Origin of the sequence: Rhizobium sp. CFBP 13644 (genome assembly GCF_014842165.1) — a bacterium.
Classification (GTDB): Bacteria; Pseudomonadota; Alphaproteobacteria; order Rhizobiales; family Rhizobiaceae; genus Agrobacterium; species Agrobacterium tumefaciens_C.
Window position 1 is genome coordinate 718,998 of record NZ_JACYVF010000002.1, and the last position, 21,120, is coordinate 740,117.

The window sequence follows — 21,120 nt, forward strand, 5'->3', positions numbered from 1 at the left end:
GAATGACTGTCATTGCATTGGTAATTTTATGCGGTGTCCTGTCCGTGGTGTACGCGGTCTGGGCAACGAAAAGCGTTCTGGATGCCGATCAGGGCAGCGAACGCATGCAGGAGATCGCAGGCTATATTCGTGAGGGCGCGCAGGCCTATCTCAGCCGCCAGTACTTCACCATCGCAATTGTCGGTATCATCGTCGCAGCCGCCGTCTGGTACTTCCTTTCGGCGGAAGCCTCCATCGGGTTCATTATCGGTGCCGTTCTGTCCGGTGCCGCAGGCTTTATCGGCATGCATGTTTCGGTTCGGGCCAATCTGCGCACTGCGCAGGCCGCATCCCACAGTCTGGCCGCCGGTCTCGATATCGCCTTCAAGTCCGGTGCCATCACCGGCATGCTGGTGGCTGGCCTCGCTCTGTTGGGCGTTTCCATCTATTACCTCGTGCTGACAGCAGGCATGGGTCATGCAACCGGATCGCGCGAGGTGATCGACGCGCTGGTATCGCTGGGCTTTGGTGCATCGCTGATTTCCATTTTCGCGCGTCTAGGCGGCGGCATTTTCACCAAGGGTGCTGATGTCGGTGGCGATCTGGTGGGCAAGGTCGAGGCTGGTATCCCAGAGGATGATCCGCGCAACCCCGCAACCATTGCCGATAATGTCGGCGACAATGTTGGTGATTGCGCCGGTATGGCGGCTGACCTATTCGAGACCTATGCCGTTTCTGTGGTGGCAACCATGGTTCTGGCTGCAATCTTCTTTGCCGGAGCACCGGTGCTGGAAAGCGCCATGCTTTATCCGCTGGCGATATGCGGTGTCTGCGTTCTAACATCGATTGCCGGAACCTTCTTCGTCAAGCTCGGAACCAACAGCTCCATCATGGGTGCGCTCTACAAGGGGCTGATCGCAACGGGCGTCTTTTCTGTCGCAGGCTTGGCCGTTGCAACATCTCTCACCATCGGCTGGGGCTCCATCGGCACAGTGGCGGGCATGGACATCACCGGCACCAATCTGTTTCTGTGCGGCATTGTTGGCCTTCTGGTGACGGCGCTCATCGTCGTCATCACCGAATACTATACCGGCACCAACAAGCGGCCAGTCAATTCCATCGCACAGGCCTCCGTTACTGGCCACGGCACCAACGTCATTCAGGGCTTGGCGGTCTCGCTGGAGTCGACAGCACTGCCCGCCATCGTCATCGTTGGCGGCATTCTCTCCACCTATCAGCTTGCAGGCCTGTTTGGCACCGGCATTGCGGTGACGGCCATGATCGGTATCGCTGGCATGATCGTCGCACTTGATGCGTTCGGTCCCGTGACCGATAATGCCGGGGGCATTGCCGAAATGGCGGGGCTTGATCCAGATGTGCGCAAAGCGACCGATGCGCTTGACGCGGTTGGCAACACCACCAAGGCTGTGACCAAAGGCTATGCTATCGGCTCGGCTGGCCTTGGCGCGCTGGTCCTGTTTGCGGCCTATTCCAATGACCTGTTCTACTTTGCGGCGAATGGCGATCTTTATCCCTACTTCAAGGATATTGGCGACATCTCCTTCAGCCTCTCCAACCCTTACGTGGTGGCCGGTCTGATATTCGGCGGCATGATCCCCTATCTATTCGGCGGTATCGCCATGACGGCTGTGGGCAAGGCCGCAGGCTCCATCGTGGAAGAGGTGCGACGTCAGTTCCGCGAAAAGCCTGGTATCATGCAGGGCACGGAAAAGCCTGACTATGGCAGGGCGGTCGATATTCTGACCAAGGCGGCAATCCGCGAAATGGTCATTCCATCGCTGTTGCCAGTTCTGGCACCGCTCGTCGTCTATTTCGGCGTGCTGCTGATTTCGGGCTCCAAGGCATCGGCTTTTGCGGCGCTGGGCGCTTCCCTGCTTGGCGTCATCATCAACGGCCTGTTCGTCGCCATCTCCATGACATCAGGCGGTGGCGCCTGGGACAATGCGAAGAAGAGCTTTGAAGACGGCTTTATCGACAAGGATGGCGTCACGCATCTGAAGGGCTCAGACGCACACAAAGCCTCTGTCACGGGCGATACGGTGGGTGATCCCTACAAGGATACGGCTGGTCCTGCGGTCAACCCGGCCATCAAGATCACCAATATCGTGGCGCTTCTTCTGCTGGCCGTTCTGGCCCACTGAACCTTCGCTACAAACAGAAAGGCCCGCGACACATGTCACGGGCCTTTTGCATGGATGGATGTTGGATCAGAAGCCGCTGCCGCCGCCGGCGCTCTGGCCGAGAATGCTCTTCGCGATGCCGGCACCAGCGGTTCCGCCAGACAGTAGCTGTTGCAGGAAGGTAAGATCCTTGCCGCCCGTTGGTGTGGTGCGTGAAATCGTATCGAAGACTTTGCCGTCCTGAAGCGTGTAGTTGGCCTTCTGGGAGACAACGCCGTTCTTGTCGAAATAGATCGCGAGAATATTTTGCTCGACCAGCGTCGGCTTCATGAAGGCCGCTTTGCGAACGCGCTTCTGGGAGATGTAATAGAACACCTCGTTACCAAAGGTCGCGGTCGTAGAGGGAGTGCCCATGGTCAGCAGAACCTGTTCACGGCTGGAGCCGACAGGGATGAGCTGGAGGGACTGTTCGTCAGCCACGTAACCGTTGTGGAAAACGTCGGTGGTGCTGGAGCAGGCCGTCAGCAGGCTGGATGCGACGACGATCGCAAGGGCGGTCTTGCTGAGAAATTTGGTCTGCGTTGCGGATTTCTGCTTGCTCACCTGCGTTTCCCCGACTGCGATCATGAATGGCACCTTCCGGCATTGCGTGTTGTACCGCTTCTGTACACACGATTATGTCAATCCGGGGACAGGAGTTCCCCGTTTCACAAAGGAAAGCAATGGCTGTCCGATCATCAACGTGACCTCAACGGCATTGCAATTCTCGGATGCTTCGGTAAACCAGCTTTGGCAATCATGCAACAAGTGCTAGGGGCGAGACGCGATTTCGCCGATCAATATTCGGAAATTTCGATGGTGTTTGGCCTTTTCAAGAAGAAAAACAACAATCGCGCCATCGTTAACAGGCAATATACAGCGCTGACGACTGTTGCGCGCCACCCTGATTTCTATCTGCATCTCGGTGTGCCTGATACCGTCATGGGGCGTTTCGAGCTGCTGTCCATTGTAATGATTCTGTATTTTCGCCGCATGAAGTCCGCCGCGACCAGCGGGCAGGAAATTGCACAAGAGATTATCGACGCTTTTTTTCAGGACCTCGATCACTCCATGCGTGAGCTTGGTATTGGCGACCAGGGCGTGCCCAAGCGCATGAAAAAATTCGCCGGAATGTTTTACGGGCGGCTTGAGGCCTATGCTTCAGCACTCGATACTCAGGATGGCGAGGCCCTTGCGGCAGCCCTTGCCCGCAATATATACCCAGAGCCAGACACGACCGCGCCCGATATGCGCGGCCTTGCCGATTGGATGATGGGGGCTGCCGATGCCCTGACTGCGCAGTCGGAAGAATTGATCGCGACGGGGCGCGTTAGCATGCCCATCCCGGATTTGAAGAGGTTTTAATGAATTCGCAACACGCGGCCAATGATGACGTTCCTTTTTCCTATCTCGTGAAGGTAGGTCACATTTCTGCCAATCCCGTCAGGATTGGTCTCACCGCAAGCCCGGAAGAACTGGCAGGGCTGGCAAAGTTGTGGGACGTCTTGTCTGTGGAGTATCTGAAAAGCGAATTGCAGGTCACACGCTGGAAAAAAGATGGGCTGAAGATTACCGGCGATGTGCGGGCCGCACTGACTCAGGCTTGCGTTGTGTCTTTGGAGCCGGTCTCAAGCGTGATTGATGAAAAGATCGAGCAGATTTTTGTGCCGGAAGGCTCCAAACTTGCGCGCCTGATGACCAACGAGCAGGGCGAGATCGTGCTTGATCCTGATGGTCCTGATAGTCCCGATCAATTCAGCGGTGACACGATTGATGTTGGTGCGGTCATTGCGGAATTTGCAGCACTTGCAATCGATCCCTATCCACGCAAGCCGGACGTCGACTTCACCGGCTTTGGTGATGAAAACGCCGAGGTAGAGAAGAAGCCATCGCCTTTTGCGGCGTTGAAGGACTGGAAAAAAGACTGAATCCCGTTGGTCATTGCCAATAATTCAGTTGTAAGAGAGCGCGGAAACGTTATTTTCGCGCAAAATTCCAACCGCACGGCGGTAAGAAGGATCAGGGACGAGTGATCAGAATAGCAATTGACGTCATGGGCGGAGACTTTGGCCCTGATGTTGCCATCGCAGGTGCTGCCAAGGCACTCGAGCGGCATACCGATGTAACCTTTCTGCTCTACGGGCAGAAGGCCATATGTGAACCTATTCTGGCGCAGTATCCAACACTTCGGAACAGATCGGAGTTTTTCGATTGTGAAGTGTCTGTCACCATGGACGAAAAGCCGAGCCAGGCCTTGCGCCGTGGCCGCTACGTTTCCAGCATGTGGCGCGCCATCGAAGCCGTAAAGGTTGGCGAGGCAGACGTCATCGTGTCCGCTGGCAACACAGGCGCGCTGATGGCCATGGCGAAGTTCTGCCTGCGGACCATGGCACGCATCGAGCGACCCGCCATTGCCGGTATATGGCCCACGCTGAAGGGCGAAAGCATCGTTCTGGACGTTGGGGCAACCATCGGCGCGGATTCCCAACAGCTTCTCGACTTCGCCATCATGGGCGGTGCCATGGCGCGCGCGCTGTTCGACATTGATCGCCCCACGGTCGGCCTGCTGAATGTTGGCGTGGAAGAGGTCAAAGGTCAGGATGAAGTTCGTGAAGCCGGTCGCCTCATCCGCGAGGCCGATCTCGGAACCATCGATTATCGCGGCTTCGTTGAAGGCAATGATATTGGCAAGGGAACGGTCGATGTGGTCGTGACCGAAGGTTTTACCGGCAATATCGCCCTGAAAACGGCCGAGGGTACGGCACGACAGATCAATACCCTGTTACGCGAGGCGATTTCCCGCAGCTTCATTGCCAAGATCGGTTATATCCTGGCGAAAAGCGCGTTTGATGTGCTGCGCGAGAAAATGGACCCCCGCAAGGTCAATGGCGGTGTGTTTCTGGGCCTGAACGGCATTGTCATCAAGAGCCACGGCAGCACGGATGCGCTTGGTTTCGCATCGGCGGTCGATGTTGGTTACGACATGGCGCATAACGGTTTGACCGCGAAAATAGAAAACGATTTGAAAGCATACCACGCAAGACGCCTTCCGCCTCCGGGCCCTGAAGCGCTCGTGGTCGATGAGGAAGAATAGATGATACGCTCAATCGTAAGAGGTTACGGTGCCGCTTTGCCAAAGCGCGTCATGACGAACCAGGACATTGAGGCGATCGTCGATACCACGGATGAATGGATCGTCCAGCGCACGGGCATCAAGCAGCGTTATATTGCCGGTGAGGGTGAAACGACCTCTTCGCTTGGTGAGCTGGCCGCACGTGCTGCGCTGGAGAATGCCGGTATCAAGCCGGATGAAATCGATCTCATCATCGTGGCGACCTCCACGCCTGACAACACGTTTCCGGCAACGGCGGTCAACATCCAGAGCCGCCTTGGCATTACGAGCGGCTTCGCGTTTGATGTTCAGGCTGTCTGTTCGGGCTTCGTTTACGCCATGGCCACGGCTGACCTCTATATCCGTGGCGGCATGGCCAAGCGGGTTCTGGTTATCGGTGCCGAGACCTTCTCTCGTATTCTCGACTGGACCGACCGCACGACCTGCGTGCTGTTTGGCGACGGCGCGGGCGCGGTGGTGCTTGAGGCGGGCGAGGGTGAGGGCAAGACCTCCGATCGCGGTATCTTGACGTCTAACCTCCGCTCCGACGGTTCCCACAAGGATAAGCTGTATGTGGATGGTGGGCCGTCTACGACCGGTACAGTGGGGCATCTGCGCATGGAAGGCCGTGAGGTTTTCAAACACGCAGTTGGCATGATCACCGATGTTATCGAGGCAGCGTTCGAGGCCACCGGCACGACTGCGGATGATCTGGACTGGCTCGTGCCGCACCAGGCAAACCGCCGTATCATCGATGGTTCTGCTAAAAAGCTTGGCATTCCTACTGAGAAGGTCGTGATCACCGTGGATCAGCACGGCAACACATCGGCTGCCTCCATTCCGCTCGCGCTGGCTGCTGCTGCTGCCGATGGTCGCATCAAAAAGGGCGATCTGGTCATGCTGGAAGCCATGGGCGGGGGCTTCACATGGGGTGCCGTTCTACTGCGCTGGTAAAGTTTTATGGATAATACCTTGTAAGCCATTGCCACTATTAATGGAAATGACTTAACTAATCCGGAAACTCTGCTTGACCGGTTGCAACAAGGGCAATAATCTCCGCGCTGTTCAGCAAGATAAAAAGAGAGCGGTGCGGGGAAATATGGCCGGGAAAACAGTGACACGTGCGGATCTAGCCGAGTCTGTGTTTCGTAAAGTGGGGTTGTCCCGAACCGAATCCGCCGAACTGGTCGAAACCGTGATTGACGAGATCTGTAATGCGATCACGCGCGGGGAAGTTGTCAAACTTTCCTCATTCGCAACATTTCAAATCCGCGAGAAGAACGAGCGCATCGGTCGCAATCCAAAGACCGGTGAGGAAGTGCCGATTTCGCCGCGGCGTGTGATGACCTTCAAGGCATCGAACGTTCTCAAGCAGCGCATTCTCAAGGCTCACTCTGCCCGCAAAGCCAAGCAGAAAACCCAGAAGACCAGCGCCTGAGTCTGGCGTGACATCTCCGGTTCACATGTTTCTGCACGCAGGGTGCCGTTTCTTCCTGTGAACATGATTGAATTTCAACCGCCTAGCCGTTGATATCTATACGATTCGCATCGTACCTTGAGCCTTGTTTTGGAATCCTGCCTATGGTGTGGATGGGAGTTGAACTTGGATAAGAGCCCCGACGCCTTTCGAACCATCAGTGAAGTGGCTGAGGATCTGGACCTGCCGCAGCACGTGCTGCGCTTTTGGGAAACCCGCTTCCCGCAAATCAAGCCTATGAAGCGTGGCGGTGGCCGCCGCTATTATCGTCCCGATGATGTCGATCTGCTAAAAGGCATCCGGCACCTGCTTTATGATCACGGCTATACGATCAAGGGCGTGCAGAAGCTGCTCAAGACCAATGGCAACCGCTTCGTGTCTGCCATTGCGTCAGGCGATATGGCAACGATGGAAGCCATCATGGCGGCGAGCGGCGAAACCGCCGAGCCACGCGTTGCCAGTGCGGAAGAGGACGAGGTTGTCGGCCGCCCCAAGGCAAAGCCGAGCGGCCGCTTTTTCGGTTTCGGCGGCGCTGCAGACGACACGCCGGAAATCTCTCTCGGAAAATCCAGTATCAACAAGGACGACCGCGCGCTGTTGCAGGAAGCCCTTTTCGATCTTCTTGAATGCAAGCGCCTGCTGGATCAGGTCCGCTGATCTCAAGAAAAGCTTGGGATAACTCGATTTTTTGATGGGCATTTATTTTAAATGCCAACCTTTCGGAAACTCCTTGCGCAGATAATGCGCCTGCGTGCCGGTAGAGCGAGCATTGTCTCCGTTTGCTCTATCAGCGCCTCGAAAAGCGAATTTGCTGCCGTTGCCAATTTCGATTGCAGCGCGCCGTAGACAAGGAGTTTCGCCGTGAGCAAGAAAAAGCCCGCCGCCCGCCGCCGTTCATCCGCCAAATCAGGTGGCTCCGGGCTGTGGTCATGGTTGCTGCTGCTGGGGGTGGCGGTTGGTGGGATTCAGGTTTACGAGCATCGCGATAGTCTGCTGCCCCAGCTGAAAAGCACGGTCGCCTCTGTTTCGAAACCAGCCTCATCGCCCCAAAAAACGGCCACACGTGACGTTTCGAGCGAGCGGCCAAAGTCTGCGCCCACACAGACTGCCGGCCTGCCTTCCAGCGGTGCTCCAGTGCCGCCGCGCTCCATCGCCATGCCAGCAGGAGCGGCTGCGATGCAAACGACATCCGCCACCCTGCCTGCGCCGCGCCCAGCTGTGCAAAATGTATCGCTTGGCGAAAAGCCGGCGGCCTTCGCCTTTTGCGGCCGTTCGGGCCTCAACAATTGCGTGGCCGATGGCAATACGTTCTGGATGAAGGGCGTGAAAATGCATCTCTCCGGTATCGAGGTGCCAAATACCGAGCAGGCTCGCTGCCTGGAGGAGCGCCAGAAGGGCTTCACTGCCAAGGTTCGCCTGCGCGACATGTTGAACGCGGGCGGTTTTCAGGTCGCATCCACCGGCAGCTCCTCCACCCTGTCGCGGGGAGGCGTCTCCTTCGCCGATCAGCTCGTCCGCGAAGGCCTCGCCCGTCGGACCGGATCACCAGCCCAATCCTGGTGCGGTTAAATCACACCGCAACCACGACGCCCGGTTGACCACAGCCGGTTGCACTGTGTAGATAAAAATCGCAAGCGGACGTGGCGGAATCGGTATACGCAGCAGACTTAAAAGATCATCCTAAGTCTAGTCATCCGTGGATAGATTAAGAATAGAAAGGCGTGGAACTTAGCGGTTCTGCGCCTTTTTTCTCGCCTAAAACTATCCACTAGTGGATATAGATCCACTTACGCATAGTGCAGTTTTCTGCCTGTGGCACAAGTCGTGGCAAATCCACGCCGGACGCACCTGAATTAGGTGCGACCTATGAGGAGCTACCGGCCACACGCCGATTACCCCTCACCATAGGCATCTCACAAAACCCCTCACCATAGGCCCAGTCCCCGGTTCACTTACTTAAGTGTTCCGAGGCGGGCCTTTTCCTTTTGGAAGGCTCTTCCCTTGATCGACATCGACCACACAAATGAAGTTTTTCTTGCTGCCCATGGATGCCTGCCGACCGAGCATGAAGCTTGGGATAAGCAGATTGCTCTCGAAGAAGAGATGCGCTCCGCTGGCATCGCCCGCTTTGAAAAAGGTTTGGAGAAGAACCGGGAGCGTAGCGCCGAGGCGTCTAATCTCTCATCTCGCCGCATGATCATTCATGCCCACGCCCAGGTCGTGACAGGGCTAGAAGCATTTCTGGCAGAGGCCAGTTCGGGCAGGGCAGGGAAGAAGCACACCGCTGTAGCGTACCTGAAGGAAGCCGACCTTGATGTGGTCGCTCATCTCACTCTTCGGAACCTCTTCGATTACGTCTCCATGCGTATGAAGCTGACGCCTTTGTCCATCCGTCTCGCGGCCATGGTCGAAGACGAGATGTTTTTCAATGCGTTCAAGGGTCACGATCAGGACGCATACGAATACGCAAGAAAGAAGATCACCGAGCAGACACAGAACGCGGTCCACCAGAAACGCGCCATGACGAAGCATGCCAAGCACAAGGGTGCTGAGTGGCAGGACTGGAGCCAAGACGTCAAGGCTAAGGTCGGCCTGAAGCTGATCGAGATCGCGGTGGAACAGACCGGGCTCTTTGAGATCGTCCGTCAGTCTGAAGGCGCACACAACACCAACATCTATGTGGTCGCAACCAAGGAAACTCTCGACTGGCTGGCCACCGAGAACTCCCGCCTTGCTCCCTTGTCGCCGGTCTACCTTCCGACCCTCGTTCCGCCACGTCCTTGGACCTCTCCATTTCGGGGCGGGTACTGGTCTGGCCGGGTTCGCAATCTCCGTCTGATTAAGACCGGGAACCGGCAATACCTCATGGACTTGGAAAGCGTGGACATGCCGAAGGTCTACCATTCGGTCAACGCCATGCAGAACACGGCTTGGAGCATCAACCACCGCGTCTATGACGTGATGGCTTCGCTTTGGGATAATCTATCCACCCTCGCATGTATCCCGCAGGCGGATGATATGCCTTTCCCGGAGAAACCCATGTGGTTGACCCCGGAAATGAAGAGGGAGGACATGTCCCCAGAGCAGCTCGAAGCCTTCTCCCGCTGGAAGTCTGAGCGGACCACGATCTATGAAGCGAATGCCCGTGCGGTCTCCAAGCGTTTGGCTTTCTCCCGAATGCTGGGTGTCGCAACCCGCTTCAGGGATGAAGAGGAGTTCTACTTCCCTCATCAGATGGACTTCCGTGGTCGCGTCTATGCCGTCCCGCTCTTCCTCAATCCTCAAGGTGACGATGCCTCCCATGGTCTCCTCCAGTTCGCCAACTCGGTTCCGATAACGAACCAAGAAGGTGCTGACTGGCTGGCCATCCATGGTGCTGGTCTTTGGGGCGTGGACAAATGCTCCATGGAAGAACGTGTTGCGTGGGTCGTGGCGAATCAAAGGGAAATCCTAGCATCCGCTGAGAACCCTTACGACAACCGCTTTTGGTTGACCGCTGAGAAGCCTTGGCAGGCTCTCGCATTCTGCTTCGAATGGCTGGGCTACGTGACTGAGGGGTTCGCCTATCATTCGCATCTTCCTGTCCAGATGGATGGCACATGCAATGGCCTTCAGAACTTCTCGGCCATGCTTCTGGATGAGATCGGAGGTGCTGCGGTCAACCTCGTACCGAGCGATAAGCCGAACGACATCTACGCAACGGTCGCTGAGGTCCTCATCGCCAAGCTCAACGTCATCTCCGAGGCTTGCCCTGAAGACACCGCGACCAAGGAGGTGAAGGATAAGGAGACCAAGAAGCCGAAGACCATCACCGTAGAAAGCGATGGTTCCATGGCTCGCAAGTGGCTGGCCTACGGCATCACCCGCAAAGTGACCAAGCGCCCGGTCATGACGCTGGCCTATGGTGCATCTGAGTTCGGCTTTAGGGAACAGGTGTTCACCGATACCGTCATCCCTTGGAAGCAATCGGCTGGCGATGCATTCCCCTTCGAAGGCACCGGGTTCTCTGCGGCTTCCTTCCTCGGTCTCCTCATTTGGGACTGCGTAGGTGAAGTCGTGGTTGCTGCTGCGGGTGCGATGGACTGGCTTCAGAAGGTTGCCAAGATCGCGGCAAAGGAAAGCTTGCCTGTGATCTGGAATACCCCGGCTGGCCTGAAGGTCATGCAGGAGTACACCACCAGCGAACAGAAGCGCCTTGAATTGACGTTCCAAAAGGTCCGCCTCCAGCTCTCCATCGACGTTGCCTCGAAGAAGATCGACAAGCGCAAGCAGGGTAGCGGCATTTCTCCGAATTGGGTCCACTCAATGGACGCAGCTCACATGCAGCTCACGGTGTCCCGTTGCCATGACGAGGGCATCCGTTCGTTCTCGCTCATCCATGACAGCTACGGCACTCATGCGGGCAACGCCTGGGCGATGGCTCAATTCCTTCGGGAAGAGTTCGTCAAAATGTACGGGGACCATGATGTCCTTGCGGAGTTTGGCCATGAGATTTCGGCCATGCTTCCTGAAGGAAACAAGCTCCCATCACTGCCGCGAAAAGGCTCCCTGGATTTGTCCCAAGTCCTTGAAAGCGCTTTCTTTTTCGCCTGATATATCCACTAGTGCAAACATTTGCACATGTGATTACCCCTCACCATAGCAATTCTCACAACTCGACAGGATTTCACATGAACACGAACGTCAACGAAATGCAGTCCACCCTTGGCAAGGCCATCGCGATCTGGAGGACTGGTCGCAACATCAACTTCGGCATGGCTATGGAGCTGCGGGAGCAGGGCTATGATGTAGCTGCCCTTGCCCAGGCTCACCGATGTTGATCACCCGAACATGCCTTGTTGCAAATCATCCATGACGTAGAAGCGCAACGTGATACTGAAGCTGTATGCCTCCAGGAGCTGCTGCTGCATCGTCTCTTGATATCGGGGGGCTACAGGTCTGTCGGTTACAACCGCCAAGATTAGCGAAAACTTGCGCTGCTCGATGCTTGACAGAGAGTAAAAGTAATTGGCGACATGATCAACTGAACGTCTGTAGAAGGACATAGGCTGCGGCATTCTTCGTGTATATTTGACTTCCAGAAGCGTAGTCTTTCCTTTTCCGTACTGCGCTCCATCAAAAATAAGCCTTGGGCGGTCAGCTGGTGATACATGCCTTCTGAAGGGGCCGAACTCCTCGGTGACCTTTAGAAACGCCAGTTCTTCTGCTGCAAGATACACAGCTGGAGCTGCCGAGTTAGGTGCTTCTCTCAAGGTTACTGCACTCTGTGGAGAAGGGGCCGCGCTTGGAGTAGGTGGTGCTTCGGTGGCGTCATCGGAAATCACAGGTGGAGTTGAATCCACTGTGTTTTCTGGCTCTCCAACAGGTGGTGTCCCAACACTTTCTGGTTGGGGGGTGCCCGGGCCCTGCGCAGCCGCGTCGATTACTTCTTCTCTGTACTTCCTCCGAATTGCGTCACCTGCAGCCGTGACCCAATTCTTTTCATCGGAAAAATCAGATGGTGCATACAGCTTTGTGTGAGCAAACCAGAGTGTAATGAAGAACAAACCCACCAGAAACGTGGGGAAGAGCATCAGAAACCAGACATAGGTCAGCTGCACTTCCCCCGCAAGAGTTGGCAGGACAACTGTTCCACCTAATTCAGCTAAGCTGGCAAATATTGCTATCACTGAAAGTGGATTTTTAACGTGCGAAACAGCCACCTAATTCCCCCTGATGCTTACCTATGCGCGCATATAGTATTCTCCGCCAATTTGGAATGACTTCTTTCGCGTAATTACCCCTCACCATAGCAATTCTCATAACTCCCCAAACTCGCCCCCTGCGCCACCTCGGCCAGGGGGGGGGTCTGTTTGGGCCACTCTCTAGGAAATTAAATGGCAAACGAAAAAAAGAAACGCGTCTCGATGGTGTCCCCACGCATCACGTTCCGCTTCCCCAAGCTGACGGAGCCGGACTACGGTACAAAGGAATTCCCGAAAGACGCAGGCGAATTCTCGGTCCAGGGTTTGATGCAGGCAGACAGCGCCGAGGCTCGTCAGTTCCTCGCAAAGCTTCAACCGTACTTCGATGAAGCGATCAGCGAAGCGAAGGCCGCGTTCAAGGGCCTGAAAGTTGAGACCCGTAAGAAGCTCGGGGATGTGAAGGTCAACGATCTTTACACAACGCTCTACGATCAGGAGAGCGAAGAGCCAACGGGCGAAATCTCGTTCAAGTTCGCGATGCCTGCCAGCTTCAAGATCAAGAAGGGCAAGGACGAGGGCAAGATTATCCACGTCAAGCCAGCTATCGTTGATGCGAAGGGCGTCAGCATGCGGAAGGTTCCGGCCATTTGGGGCGGCACAGTCGGTAAGGTCTCGTTCGAACTGAGCCCGTACTTCATTCCTGGCACGGCTGCGGCTGGTCTCAAGCTCCGTCTCGTGGGCGTCCAGATCATTGACCTGAAGACAGCCGGTGAACGCTCTGCATCCAGCATGGGCTTCGGTGTTGAAGAAGGCTTCTCTTCTGCTGATGTCGTTGACGAGGATGCAGACGGTGAGAACCCATACGATGGCGGTGATGACAAGGCCGCTGACGAAGAAGAATTCCCGCAGGACTTCTAATCATGGGCTTCCGCACCCCCGCCAAACAACTGGGCGATGTTGGGCTGCGTGAAGGTTTCCGCTCAGGGCTTGAAGAGAAGGTCGCAGACCAGCTCCGAGCCTTGGGCGTTGAAGTGCGCTTCGAACAGAAGAAGGTGAAATACACCAAGCCCGCACGGACCGCGACCTACACTCCAGACTTCGAACTTCCCAATGGTGTCATCATCGAAACCAAGGGCCGCTTCGTCACTGCCGATAGGCAGAAGCACATCCTCATCAAGTCCCAGCATCCCGAGCTGGACATCCGGTTCGTCTTCTCAAACAGCCGAGCCAAGATTTCCAAGACCTCCGCAACAACTTACGCCGACTGGTGCATCAAGCATGACTTCCAGTTCGCGGACAAAACCATCCCCCTCGGCTGGATCAAGCAATGAGATTGGTAATCCTCGAAAGCCCCTTTGCGGGTGATGTGGATAGCAATGTCGATTATGCCCGCGCCTGCGTCAGGGACAGCTTGAGTAGGGGCGAGGCACCTATCGCTTCTCATCTTCTCTACACTCAACCCGGCATCCTCAATGATGACGTTCCGAGCGAACGCAAATGGGGAATAGACGCAGGCTTGGCATGGCGATCAGTGGCCGACGCTTCCGTGGTCTATACCGACCGGGGCATCTCAACAGGCATGCAGTACGGAATTCAAGCCGCACTCGATGCTGGCCGCACGGTCGAGTACCGCAGCCTTTACCCCTGAAAGAAAATCATGAGCATGAAATCCCGTACCCGCACGGACTATATCGCCGTGCATTGTGCGGCCACACCTCCAGCGCTGGACATTGGCCGCGCTGAGATCGACCGGTGGCACCGCGCCAAAGGTTGGCTGATGATCGGCTACCACTTCATCATCCGCCGCGATGGTCGCGTAGAGATTGGCCGCCCTGTTGATGCAATCGGCGCACATGTCGAAGGCTATAACTCCATCTCCGTAGGCATCTGCCTAGTGGGTGGTGTCGATTCCAAGGGCCGCGCTGAGGACAATTTTACGCCTTCCCAATACGCCGCACTGGCTGAACTCCTCATCGAACTGAAGGCCAAGTATCCCGGTGCCACCATCCAGGGACACCGCGATTTCCCGAAGGTTGCCAAGGACTGCCCGTGCTTTGACGTGCGCAAGTGGGTCAACGAGACCGGCGTGTTTCTCACGAAGCAGCCGTTCGTTACACCCAAGTCTCCTGATGTCCCCCCGAAGAAGGGGCCGAAGGATAACGGCTGGGCGTACCATACGATTGTCGAAGGTGACACACTGTTTGCCCTGGGTCGCAAGTTCTCGACCTCGGTTGACCAACTCACCGCTCTCAATCCTGGCATCAGGGTAAAGGCGCTGAAGGTCGGTCAGACAATCAGAGTGCGCTGAGTGTTAGCTGTAGGGTCTAGACGCTTCCAAAAGTTTCGCAAAGTAAGTGGTAAGTTCCCTTTGGACGGCGGAATGATCCAACTCACCAATGGAAAAACTACCCATCGTCCCGCTCGACCCACCGTGGTTAGTCCCGATGGTGCTGGAATGAATGCTGATCTTTTGTTCATTCGCAGCACAATTGAATGAAACAAAAGGAACACTACTGCCCGAATACGAAGATGAGCCTCGGAAGAAATCGGCCTTGATGGAGTAGCCGCTAGAAGAAACACTACGAACAATTCCCGCCTCAACATGAGGGTCGTTCGTGGAAATTTTTGCTGTCCATCCGTTGGTTGAAATATAATCTGCGAACTCCTGTATCGCTGGTTTCAACACGCTCTCGCGGTGCGTCTTGAACAACTCGATAAATTCTTCTCGCTTGTCTCGCGCCTGTTTCTCCACAGCCTGTGACTTCTCTTTTACGCTGCGGTCATGGGCAAGCATCGCATCGAGTTTGTTCTTCAGTGATTCTTCCATAATACCCTCCTGTTTGTAGTTCCTAGGTAGGCGCATCCCGTCCCACTTCAAGGGTCAATTACCCCTCACCATAGCAATCCTCACAGAACACCCTCGGTCTTCACGGGCCGGGGGCTTTTTCATTTCCAGCGCCGATGCGCAATCAACAACCGATAGGAAATCAAGTGCCCGTTTCTCGTAACCGCTCCATGCCGGCAACCGCTGAGCGCGTCCTTCACCCAACCAAGGGATATCGCAAGGTGAGCGTAGAGCGTTCCCGTGCCGCCTTCCTCACCCAGCAGATTGCAGCCGGTCGTGTCCCCGCAGACCTCGGCTTGATGCGCAACTTCCTCATCAACGGAGCTTGAGTGATGACTAAGATCAAAGATGCCAACACCAAGATTGCCAAGGTCCGCGCTCACCTTCTCTCCGGTCGTTCACTCACGCAGCTCGAAGCGTTGGGTCTCTATGGTGCATTCCGTCTGGCCGCTCGTGTCCATGAGCTGAAGGCCGAGGGGATGAAGATCGACACCCTCATGAAGGAAGACCCGAACGGTAATCCTTATGCCGAGTACCGTCTCCGTTCGAAGAAGGTCCGCTGATGGACACCTCAAGTTTCCTACCGGACCCCGAGAAATTCTTCACATTCCTAATCGTCACCACGGTTGTCCTGGCATTCTACCTCTTGAGCGGATGCCAGCATCATCCGCCCGGTGAAAATCTCTGGCTCCTCGTTCGATGAAGAGCCCGAGGCCACCCCTTATGCGCCTCCCTGTCACCTCACTTCACGCCGTCCTCAGCATGATCGCTACCAGCTACGTCAAGGCGTTGGCTGGCGCTGTCTCGCGGCATGAACTCACCCAGGAGCAGGCGCTCAAGATCACAGACAATGCAAACCATCTGATGCCCGAAGGCATCCAAACTCTCCCCAAGGAATAACCATGGAATACCTCTATCGCTTTATCGGCTTGCTCATCGCTGGCCTGATTTGGGCTGGCCTCATCAAGCTCGGGGCTTGGTCGTTCGGCTACTCGGCTCCGTTCTTCGGCTCCTGGGTGCTGGGCTACGTGATCTCACTCATCATCATGACCCCCAACCGCCGATAACCACGCACGTATGACAGAAGACAGCTCCTTTCTTCACAAGGAGCCATGCCCGAAGTGCGGCTCCCGAGACAACCTCGGGCGCTACTCGGACGGCCACGGCCATTGCTACGGCTGTGGTTACTACGAGCCCGGCGATGGCTCCTCTCCAAAACAATCCAAACCCAAAGGCACGAATATGATCGAGTCAACGTGCTTGCCTTGGGCTTCGTCCCAGTCGGAACAGTGCGGGATGAGGACCACCATCCTATCCACAAGCTGTTCCGTGGTGGAGCCAAGACCTTCATCTACGGCTTCCTCTATGGAGCCGGTGATGCCAAGGCCGGGTCAATCGTGCTGGACATCGCAATGCGTGAGGTCCGCGATGGTCTAGGTTGCTCCGTTTACAAGCGGTACTTCCCGGCCAAGAACGACCTCGGTTACACCGCAAGTCCATCCGAGGAAGAACTGAAGCGGGTCGGAAAGCGGCTCAAGAAATCGTTCCTCGACAAGACCCCAGCTATTGCGAAGCTTCGCCAAGCTGTTTCTAAGGCGGCTGAACGTGGATACCTCATCGGCATTGATGGCCGGAAGCTCCACATCAGGTCACCTCACGCTGCCCTCAACACTCTCTTGCAATCCGCAGGGGCTCTAATCGCCAAGCAGGCGACCGTTTTTGCATATCAAGAACTATCCACCCGTGGGTACGTCTTTGGTCGTGACTTCGCTTTCGTGGCGCATGTCCACGACGAAATGCAGGTCGATGCCCGCGAAGCAATCTCAACCGAAGTCGGAGAAGTCCTCGTCAACGCGATGAGGGATTGCACCGCTCACTTCAATTTCCGCTGCCCAATCGACGGAGAGTTCAAAATTGGCAACAACTGGAAAGAAACTCACTGACGTTCTCAGCCGCGCTTGGCATGCACCCTTCAAGACCAAGAGCGACTTCGCCCGCGAATACGCGAACGAGATCGGCATGGCCGCTTCGGACGGCTTTATCACCACCCGCATTGCTACCGGAATGTATGGCCGCGAATGGCGCATCACCGCTGCGGGTATCCAGCATCTTCACACGCTGCGGGGTGAAGCTTGAGCCGAACCCTACTCATTGACGCTGACGTGGTGGCCTACAATGCCGCCGCATCAAAAGAAGTCGCCACCCATTGGGGTGACGGCTACTGGACTTGGCACTGTGACGAGAACGTGGTGAAAGCCGCCATTCTCGAAATGCTTGATCGCTACATGGACGAGCTGAAAGGTACGGACATGAAGCTTTGCCTGACCGATAGCGAAGGAAACTTCCGGTTCGGCGTTCTGCCTTCTTACAAGGGCAACCGAAAGAATACCAAGAAACCGTTGGTCCTCAGGTCTATCAAGCAGTGGCTCATTGACGAGCATCAGGCTTACTTCCGGCCAACGCTGGAGGGTGACGACTGCATGGGCATCCTGGCCACCGCGAACGGGTTTCGCCCAGCTCTCGGAAACCATGAACACGGTGTCCCAGCTCGGCCTCAAAGCTTCCTTCACCAACGTGCCGTCTTTCCGTTCTCTTTGGAGAAACGCTCGCACAGGGCAACTGGATGATGCTTTGGCGCAGGAGATTGAGGACATCACCGGCCTTGGAACTGACTGGGTTCGCCATGACACTCACCGCAGGCAGGACCTCTTTGATAACCCGCTCGACACATGGAATAGCTCGACCGTCCAAGGGATTGACGATGCTCTCCAGAAGGGCAAGCGAGCGGTGTCCGCTATGTCTGGCATGGCCCCGGTAAACACCATCCTCCAGCGCTGGACAGGTAGGGCGATCTTCAACAAGTTTGCCCACATGGCTCGGGATGAAATCAAGTTCTCACCTCGGCGTATGCAGGCCCTCGGGCTGGATGATGACAAGCTACAGGCCGTCCTCCAAGGCATCCGGGACAATGCGACCTTTGACGGTAAACGGCTCAAAGCCATGAACTTTCAGAAGTGGGCGGATAGGGATGCCGTGGCCAACTTCGAAGCGGCTTCGTTCCGCCTCGGTCGCTCCATCATCCAAGAGAACGATATCGGACAGATGGCCATGTGGATGTCCAATCCATTGGCGCGGACGTTCCTCCAGTTCCGCTCGTTCATGCTGGCATCGTACACGAAGCAGACGCTACAGGGTCTCAACTTCCGTGACACGACAACGGCAATGGCCTTCATCGGGACCACCTTCGCAGCGTCTTTGGCCTACACCGCGAGAACTTATCTGGCTTCGGTGGGCCGCAGTGATCGCGAGGAATTCCTAGAGAAACGCCTTTCGATTGAGCGACTGGCCGCAGCGGGTATCCAGAACTCCTCATGGGCTAGCATCATGCCTGTGGCGGTGGACACACTGGCGAGCCCCTTCAAGCAGGATGGGCCTATCTTTGATGCCAGAAACACCCAGCTCGGTTCCGATGCTCTTTGGGGAAACCCCACGGCTGATCTCGGGGACGGCATATTCAAAGCTATGTCCGTCATCGGTGAAACAGCCCACGGCAAGAGGTTCTCGCAAGCGGATGCCCGCAATCTCGCTCGTATACTTCCGTTCCAAAACCTCAACGGCATCACGCAGCTTCTCTCAACAATGATCAGTCCTCTCCCGGAGTGGTCGCCGAAGCGCTAACCGCACACAACAATCAAACCTCCTAGGTCCTCGTCACCTCACCGTGGCGGGGGCCTTTCTCGTTTTGGAGATCATAATGCCCCTTTCTTATGCCCACTCCCGTGGAGATGGCATCAATCGGAACTTCGATGTTCCATGCGAATATCTTTCGAAATCCCATGTCTCCGTAAGGGTTGATGGTGTTTCAGTCCCCTTTACATGGGTTGACACCTACCGGCTCAGGACAGCCGCAGCGCCCGCAAAGGACACTGTTGTCGAGGTACGGAGAACCACACCACGAGATAAACGACTTGTCACCTTCACTGACGGTTCCACCCTTGTTCAGTCTGATTTGAATACCTCGACTTTGCAGGCGTTCTTCCTAGCGCAGGAGGCATTCGACCAGGGTGCGGCTTCTATGGCCGTGACCGAGGACGGACAGTTCTCCGCTCTCAATCGCCGGCTCACGACAATGGCGGACCCTGTAAATCCACAGGACGCCGTTACGAAGTCTTGGGCGCTCAGCGTTGCAAACACAAACCTTACCGAAGCCGTGGCCGCTAAGAATGATGCAGTTACCGCACGGACAGGTTCCGAAACAGCGCGTGACGCCTCACAGGTTGCGCGTGGCGGTTCCGAAAACGCACGGGCAGGTTCCGAGGCAGCGTGTGACCTAGCGCTTTCCTATCGCAATACTGCGGAGGCCCATAAGAACGCTTCCGAAGCTGCGCGAAACCGCGCGGAAACGGCGAAAGCTGATATCGAAAACGCCAAGACGTTCACCTCACAGAAGGCTACGGAGGCTGACAATTCGGCAAAAGCAGCGGCCAAGTCCGCTCAAGACGCAGCCATGTTTGACCCTTCCAGCTATTATACAAAATCACAGGTAGACTTCGCCACCGTGAATAAGTCAGGCGACACTATGACGGGTGCGCTTTCAACCCGAGAGTTCACCGTAGATAACGGAGCGAACCGAGACGCGGTCTACTACTGGAAACAGAATAACGTCCAGCGTTTTTCGGCGTTCGCTGCAGGTGATGGCAGCTATCTTACTTTTGCAAGATACTCAAATGCAGGTGGTTACATTGGCCCCTCTTTGCAAATTTCCCGTGGCAACGGTTTTGTAGATATTTTCGGCGGTGCTGCCGTAGCTGGTGAGCTATATGTCAGAGCGGCGCTGGAACTAGGAAAAATGGACGGCAGTGCCGGTTTTGCCGTTATGGATTTCCATACGTCTGCGACCGTGCGCGACTATAACTGCCGCATCATCTGTGACAGCAACGCCAACGATGGCAACGGCCTTGGGACCATGAACATCCTTGCCGGGAACCTCATGTGGAACGGCAATCGCCTTATCAGCATGTGGGACAAGGCCACGGCTACAGATATCGTCAACAAGGTCGTTAACAAGTTTCCTGATGCGGAAGCTGTTGGACATGCCATCGCGACCATCACACCTCCAAGCCTCGGTGTCGGTCAGACATGGCAAAACATGCTTAGCCAGCGTGCCCTCAACACTACATACCAGAACACGACCGGCAGGGCGATTTCGATTTCAGTCACGATTGTCACAAGCAGTAATGGTCCACGGTTGTGGGTTTCGGCAGATAACAGCAATTGGGTCATTCTAAGTGATCATCAGTATCAAGGACGTTATACAGTAAGCGAAATAATTCCGTCCGGTTGGTACTACCGATTTACGCCAGTTGATGGGAATTTTTCTTCTGGCCCTCAATATTGGGCGGAGTTACGCTAATGAATCAAGAGTACGGGTTTTATCATCCTGATCGTGGCTACTGGCAGACAACCAACCAGCCACCAAAAGACATCCTAGACAGCTACCCGGAAGGTACGCCTGTTCCCGTAGCAATGAACCATGCCACAGTAATTGATGGCACATTCCCTCACTGGCAACGGGTTATCCCTAGAATTGACGCAGAACGCAGCTTCGGTTGCTTCTCCCCAAAGTTCCTGAACGATTTTGGCAAAGCTGCAATCGATCTCTACCCAGAAGGTAAGGGCGGTCTATCCATCTCCGCTAACGGCGATAATCCAGCCTTGATACGGTTCTGGGGCGTTGACCACGCTTTTGGTGTCCTGATGCCGTTCCTAAAATACACTGAAGGCAACACGCTACCGGCATTCCTTCACGCTGCACCGGCAATGGCTACTGCTGCCTAAATCTA

The 21,120-nt window shown here is 55.7% G+C and carries 27 protein-coding genes; 23 read left to right on the forward strand and 4 right to left on the reverse strand.

The window, feature by feature from the left end; genetic code table 11:
• Positions 1 to 2 precede the first annotated feature (2 nt).
• Positions 3 to 2,141, forward strand: coding sequence for a sodium-translocating pyrophosphatase (locus IFT53_RS08505; protein WP_192064051.1), 2,139 nt, complete (start codon positions 3 to 5; stop codon positions 2,139 to 2,141).
• A gap of 66 nt (positions 2,142 to 2,207) precedes the next feature.
• On the opposite strand, the gene IFT53_RS08510 is transcribed toward IFT53_RS08505, so the two are convergent.
• Positions 2,208 to 2,747 (reverse strand): outer membrane protein assembly factor BamE, encoded by a 540-nt coding sequence (locus IFT53_RS08510; RefSeq protein WP_042616018.1) that lies wholly within the window; start codon positions 2,745 to 2,747, stop codon positions 2,208 to 2,210.
• Positions 2,748 to 2,975: 228 nt separating this feature from the next.
• Here IFT53_RS08510 and IFT53_RS08515 point away from each other — a divergent pair, with 228 nt between their 5' ends.
• From IFT53_RS08515 to IFT53_RS08555, 9 genes are all read left to right on the forward strand, one after another.
• A complete protein-coding gene (locus tag IFT53_RS08515; RefSeq protein ID WP_192064050.1) occupies positions 2,976 to 3,524 on the forward strand; it encodes a ubiquinol-cytochrome C chaperone family protein in 549 nt (182 codons plus the stop codon).
• Positions 3,524 to 4,087 carry a YceD family protein gene (locus IFT53_RS08520; protein WP_192064049.1) on the forward strand — a complete coding sequence of 188 codons (564 nt, stop codon included), beginning with the start codon at positions 3,524 to 3,526 and terminating at the stop codon, positions 4,085 to 4,087. The genes IFT53_RS08515 and IFT53_RS08520 overlap by 1 nt, the downstream gene beginning before the upstream one ends.
• Positions 4,088 to 4,188: 101 nt before the next feature.
• A complete protein-coding gene (plsX, locus tag IFT53_RS08525; RefSeq protein ID WP_042616015.1) occupies positions 4,189 to 5,253 on the forward strand; it encodes a phosphate acyltransferase PlsX in 1,065 nt (354 codons plus the stop codon).
• Positions 5,254 to 6,225, forward strand: coding sequence for a beta-ketoacyl-ACP synthase III (locus IFT53_RS08530; RefSeq protein WP_042616014.1), 972 nt, complete (start codon positions 5,254 to 5,256; stop codon positions 6,223 to 6,225).
• Between the two features lie 145 nt (positions 6,226 to 6,370).
• Positions 6,371 to 6,709 (forward strand): integration host factor subunit alpha, encoded by a 339-nt coding sequence (locus tag IFT53_RS08535; RefSeq protein ID WP_042616108.1) that lies wholly within the window; start codon positions 6,371 to 6,373, stop codon positions 6,707 to 6,709.
• 165 nt (positions 6,710 to 6,874) lie between these two features.
• Complete coding sequence (locus tag IFT53_RS08540; protein WP_042616013.1) at positions 6,875 to 7,405, forward strand: MerR family transcriptional regulator; 531 nt, start codon at positions 6,875 to 6,877, stop codon at positions 7,403 to 7,405.
• A gap of 204 nt (positions 7,406 to 7,609) precedes the next feature.
• Complete coding sequence (locus tag IFT53_RS08545; RefSeq protein ID WP_192064048.1) at positions 7,610 to 8,317, forward strand: nuclease; 708 nt, start codon at positions 7,610 to 7,612, stop codon at positions 8,315 to 8,317.
• Between the two features lie 432 nt (positions 8,318 to 8,749).
• Positions 8,750 to 11,341: a DNA-directed RNA polymerase gene (locus tag IFT53_RS08550; RefSeq protein WP_192064047.1), complete on the forward strand. Its 2,592-nt coding sequence runs from the start codon at positions 8,750 to 8,752 to the stop codon at positions 11,339 to 11,341.
• 77 nt (positions 11,342 to 11,418) lie between these two features.
• Entirely contained in the window at positions 11,419 to 11,568 is a 150-nt protein-coding gene (locus IFT53_RS08555; RefSeq protein WP_192064046.1) for a hypothetical protein, read from the forward strand.
• Here the strand turns inward: IFT53_RS08555 and IFT53_RS08560 are convergent, their stop codons facing one another.
• Positions 11,569 to 12,450, reverse strand: coding sequence for a hypothetical protein (locus tag IFT53_RS08560; protein ID WP_192064045.1), 882 nt, complete (start codon positions 12,448 to 12,450; stop codon positions 11,569 to 11,571). It lies immediately after the preceding gene.
• Positions 12,451 to 12,624: 174 nt separating this feature from the next.
• Here IFT53_RS08560 and IFT53_RS08565 point away from each other — a divergent pair, with 174 nt between their 5' ends.
• Genes IFT53_RS08565 through IFT53_RS08580 form a run of 4 tightly spaced genes read left to right on the forward strand, consistent with a single transcriptional unit; the run spans position 12,625 to position 14,740 of the window.
• Positions 12,625 to 13,350: a DUF2815 domain-containing protein gene (locus tag IFT53_RS08565; RefSeq protein ID WP_113087803.1), complete on the forward strand. Its 726-nt coding sequence runs from the start codon at positions 12,625 to 12,627 to the stop codon at positions 13,348 to 13,350.
• Between the two features lie 2 nt (positions 13,351 to 13,352).
• Positions 13,353 to 13,763, forward strand: a complete 411-nt coding sequence (locus tag IFT53_RS08570; protein WP_192064044.1) for an endodeoxyribonuclease — start codon at positions 13,353 to 13,355, stop codon at positions 13,761 to 13,763.
• Positions 13,760 to 14,080 carry a DUF7768 domain-containing protein gene (locus IFT53_RS08575; protein ID WP_113087801.1) on the forward strand — a complete coding sequence of 107 codons (321 nt, stop codon included), beginning with the start codon at positions 13,760 to 13,762 and terminating at the stop codon, positions 14,078 to 14,080. The genes IFT53_RS08570 and IFT53_RS08575 overlap by 4 nt, the downstream gene beginning before the upstream one ends.
• A 9-nt stretch (positions 14,081 to 14,089) precedes the next feature.
• The gene (locus IFT53_RS08580) at positions 14,090 to 14,740 is read left to right on the forward strand and encodes an N-acetylmuramoyl-L-alanine amidase (protein ID WP_192064043.1); all 651 of its coding nucleotides are present in this window, start codon (positions 14,090 to 14,092) and stop codon (positions 14,738 to 14,740) included.
• A 3-nt stretch (positions 14,741 to 14,743) separates the two neighbouring features.
• Here IFT53_RS08580 and IFT53_RS08585 read toward each other — a convergent pair whose 3' ends face one another.
• Positions 14,744 to 15,259: a hypothetical protein gene (locus IFT53_RS08585; protein ID WP_192064042.1), complete on the reverse strand. Its 516-nt coding sequence runs from the start codon at positions 15,257 to 15,259 to the stop codon at positions 14,744 to 14,746.
• Between the two features lie 164 nt (positions 15,260 to 15,423).
• On the opposite strand from IFT53_RS08585, the gene IFT53_RS08590 reads away from it, so the two are divergent.
• The 6 genes from IFT53_RS08590 (at position 15,424) to IFT53_RS08615 (ending at position 17,413) form a co-directional block, all read left to right on the forward strand.
• Complete coding sequence (locus tag IFT53_RS08590; RefSeq protein ID WP_192064041.1) at positions 15,424 to 15,606, forward strand: hypothetical protein; 183 nt, start codon at positions 15,424 to 15,426, stop codon at positions 15,604 to 15,606.
• A 3-nt stretch (positions 15,607 to 15,609) separates the two neighbouring features.
• Entirely contained in the window at positions 15,610 to 15,840 is a 231-nt protein-coding gene (locus IFT53_RS08595; RefSeq protein WP_192064040.1) for a helix-turn-helix domain-containing protein, read from the forward strand.
• 160 nt (positions 15,841 to 16,000) lie between these two features.
• Positions 16,001 to 16,177: a hypothetical protein gene (locus IFT53_RS08600; protein WP_192064039.1), complete on the forward strand. Its 177-nt coding sequence runs from the start codon at positions 16,001 to 16,003 to the stop codon at positions 16,175 to 16,177.
• 2 nt (positions 16,178 to 16,179) lie between these two features.
• Entirely contained in the window at positions 16,180 to 16,344 is a 165-nt protein-coding gene (locus IFT53_RS08605; protein WP_192064038.1) for a hypothetical protein, read from the forward strand.
• A gap of 189 nt (positions 16,345 to 16,533) precedes the next feature.
• On the forward strand, positions 16,534 to 17,220 hold the full coding sequence (locus IFT53_RS08610) for a DNA polymerase (RefSeq protein ID WP_192064037.1): 687 nt from the start codon (positions 16,534 to 16,536) through the stop codon (positions 17,218 to 17,220).
• On the forward strand, positions 17,192 to 17,413 hold the full coding sequence (locus IFT53_RS08615; RefSeq protein ID WP_113087792.1) for a hypothetical protein: 222 nt from the start codon (positions 17,192 to 17,194) through the stop codon (positions 17,411 to 17,413). The genes IFT53_RS08610 and IFT53_RS08615 overlap by 29 nt, the downstream gene beginning before the upstream one ends.
• 50 nt (positions 17,414 to 17,463) lie before the next feature.
• Here the strand turns inward: IFT53_RS08615 and IFT53_RS08620 are convergent, their stop codons facing one another.
• The gene (locus IFT53_RS08620; RefSeq protein WP_192064036.1) at positions 17,464 to 17,808 is read right to left on the reverse strand and encodes a hypothetical protein; all 345 of its coding nucleotides are present in this window, start codon (positions 17,806 to 17,808) and stop codon (positions 17,464 to 17,466) included.
• Here IFT53_RS08620 and IFT53_RS08625 point away from each other — a divergent pair.
• From IFT53_RS08625 to IFT53_RS08635, 3 genes are all read left to right on the forward strand, one after another.
• Positions 17,807 to 18,955: a hypothetical protein gene (locus tag IFT53_RS08625; protein WP_192064035.1), complete on the forward strand. Its 1,149-nt coding sequence runs from the start codon at positions 17,807 to 17,809 to the stop codon at positions 18,953 to 18,955. The genes IFT53_RS08620 and IFT53_RS08625 overlap by 2 nt on opposite strands.
• Before the next feature lie 76 nt (positions 18,956 to 19,031).
• The gene (locus tag IFT53_RS08630; RefSeq protein ID WP_192064034.1) at positions 19,032 to 20,690 is read left to right on the forward strand and encodes a phage tail fiber domain-containing protein; all 1,659 of its coding nucleotides are present in this window, start codon (positions 19,032 to 19,034) and stop codon (positions 20,688 to 20,690) included.
• The gene (locus IFT53_RS08635) at positions 20,690 to 21,115 is read left to right on the forward strand and encodes a hypothetical protein (protein ID WP_192064033.1); all 426 of its coding nucleotides are present in this window, start codon (positions 20,690 to 20,692) and stop codon (positions 21,113 to 21,115) included. The genes IFT53_RS08630 and IFT53_RS08635 overlap by 1 nt, the downstream gene beginning before the upstream one ends.
• Positions 21,116 to 21,120 lie beyond the last annotated feature (5 nt).

What these genes read in the sequence shown, in the direction of transcription:
- IFT53_RS08625 (WP_192064035.1), top strand. Translation starts at nt 17,807, where the DNA reads ATGAACACGGTGTCCCAGCTCGGCCTCAAAGCTTCCTTCACCAACGTG.
- IFT53_RS08575 (WP_113087801.1), top strand. Translation starts at nt 13,760, where the DNA reads ATGAGATTGGTAATCCTCGAAAGCCCCTTTGCGGGTGATGTGGATAGC.
- IFT53_RS08600 (WP_192064039.1), top strand. Translation starts at nt 16,001, where the DNA reads ATGCGCCTCCCTGTCACCTCACTTCACGCCGTCCTCAGCATGATCGCT.
- IFT53_RS08565 (WP_113087803.1), top strand. Translation starts at nt 12,625, where the DNA reads ATGGCAAACGAAAAAAAGAAACGCGTCTCGATGGTGTCCCCACGCATC.
- IFT53_RS08620 (WP_192064036.1), bottom strand. Translation starts at nt 17,808, where the DNA reads ATGGTTTCCGAGAGCTGGGCGAAACCCGTTCGCGGTGGCCAGGATGCC.
- IFT53_RS08505 (WP_192064051.1), top strand. Translation starts at nt 3, where the DNA reads ATGACTGTCATTGCATTGGTAATTTTATGCGGTGTCCTGTCCGTGGTG.
- IFT53_RS08580 (WP_192064043.1), top strand. Translation starts at nt 14,090, where the DNA reads ATGAGCATGAAATCCCGTACCCGCACGGACTATATCGCCGTGCATTGT.
- IFT53_RS08585 (WP_192064042.1), bottom strand. Translation starts at nt 15,259, where the DNA reads ATGGAAGAATCACTGAAGAACAAACTCGATGCGATGCTTGCCCATGAC.
- IFT53_RS08595 (WP_192064040.1), top strand. Translation starts at nt 15,610, where the DNA reads ATGACTAAGATCAAAGATGCCAACACCAAGATTGCCAAGGTCCGCGCT.
- IFT53_RS08605 (WP_192064038.1), top strand. Translation starts at nt 16,180, where the DNA reads ATGGAATACCTCTATCGCTTTATCGGCTTGCTCATCGCTGGCCTGATT.
- IFT53_RS08570 (WP_192064044.1), top strand. Translation starts at nt 13,353, where the DNA reads ATGGGCTTCCGCACCCCCGCCAAACAACTGGGCGATGTTGGGCTGCGT.
- IFT53_RS08555 (WP_192064046.1), top strand. Translation starts at nt 11,419, where the DNA reads ATGAACACGAACGTCAACGAAATGCAGTCCACCCTTGGCAAGGCCATC.
- IFT53_RS08535 (WP_042616108.1), top strand. Translation starts at nt 6,371, where the DNA reads ATGGCCGGGAAAACAGTGACACGTGCGGATCTAGCCGAGTCTGTGTTT.
- IFT53_RS08530 (WP_042616014.1), top strand. Translation starts at nt 5,254, where the DNA reads ATGATACGCTCAATCGTAAGAGGTTACGGTGCCGCTTTGCCAAAGCGC.
- IFT53_RS08515 (WP_192064050.1), top strand. Translation starts at nt 2,976, where the DNA reads ATGGTGTTTGGCCTTTTCAAGAAGAAAAACAACAATCGCGCCATCGTT.
- IFT53_RS08630 (WP_192064034.1), top strand. Translation starts at nt 19,032, where the DNA reads ATGCCCCTTTCTTATGCCCACTCCCGTGGAGATGGCATCAATCGGAAC.
- IFT53_RS08635 (WP_192064033.1), top strand. Translation starts at nt 20,690, where the DNA reads ATGAATCAAGAGTACGGGTTTTATCATCCTGATCGTGGCTACTGGCAG.
- IFT53_RS08510 (WP_042616018.1), bottom strand. Translation starts at nt 2,747, where the DNA reads ATGATCGCAGTCGGGGAAACGCAGGTGAGCAAGCAGAAATCCGCAACG.
- IFT53_RS08520 (WP_192064049.1), top strand. Translation starts at nt 3,524, where the DNA reads ATGAATTCGCAACACGCGGCCAATGATGACGTTCCTTTTTCCTATCTC.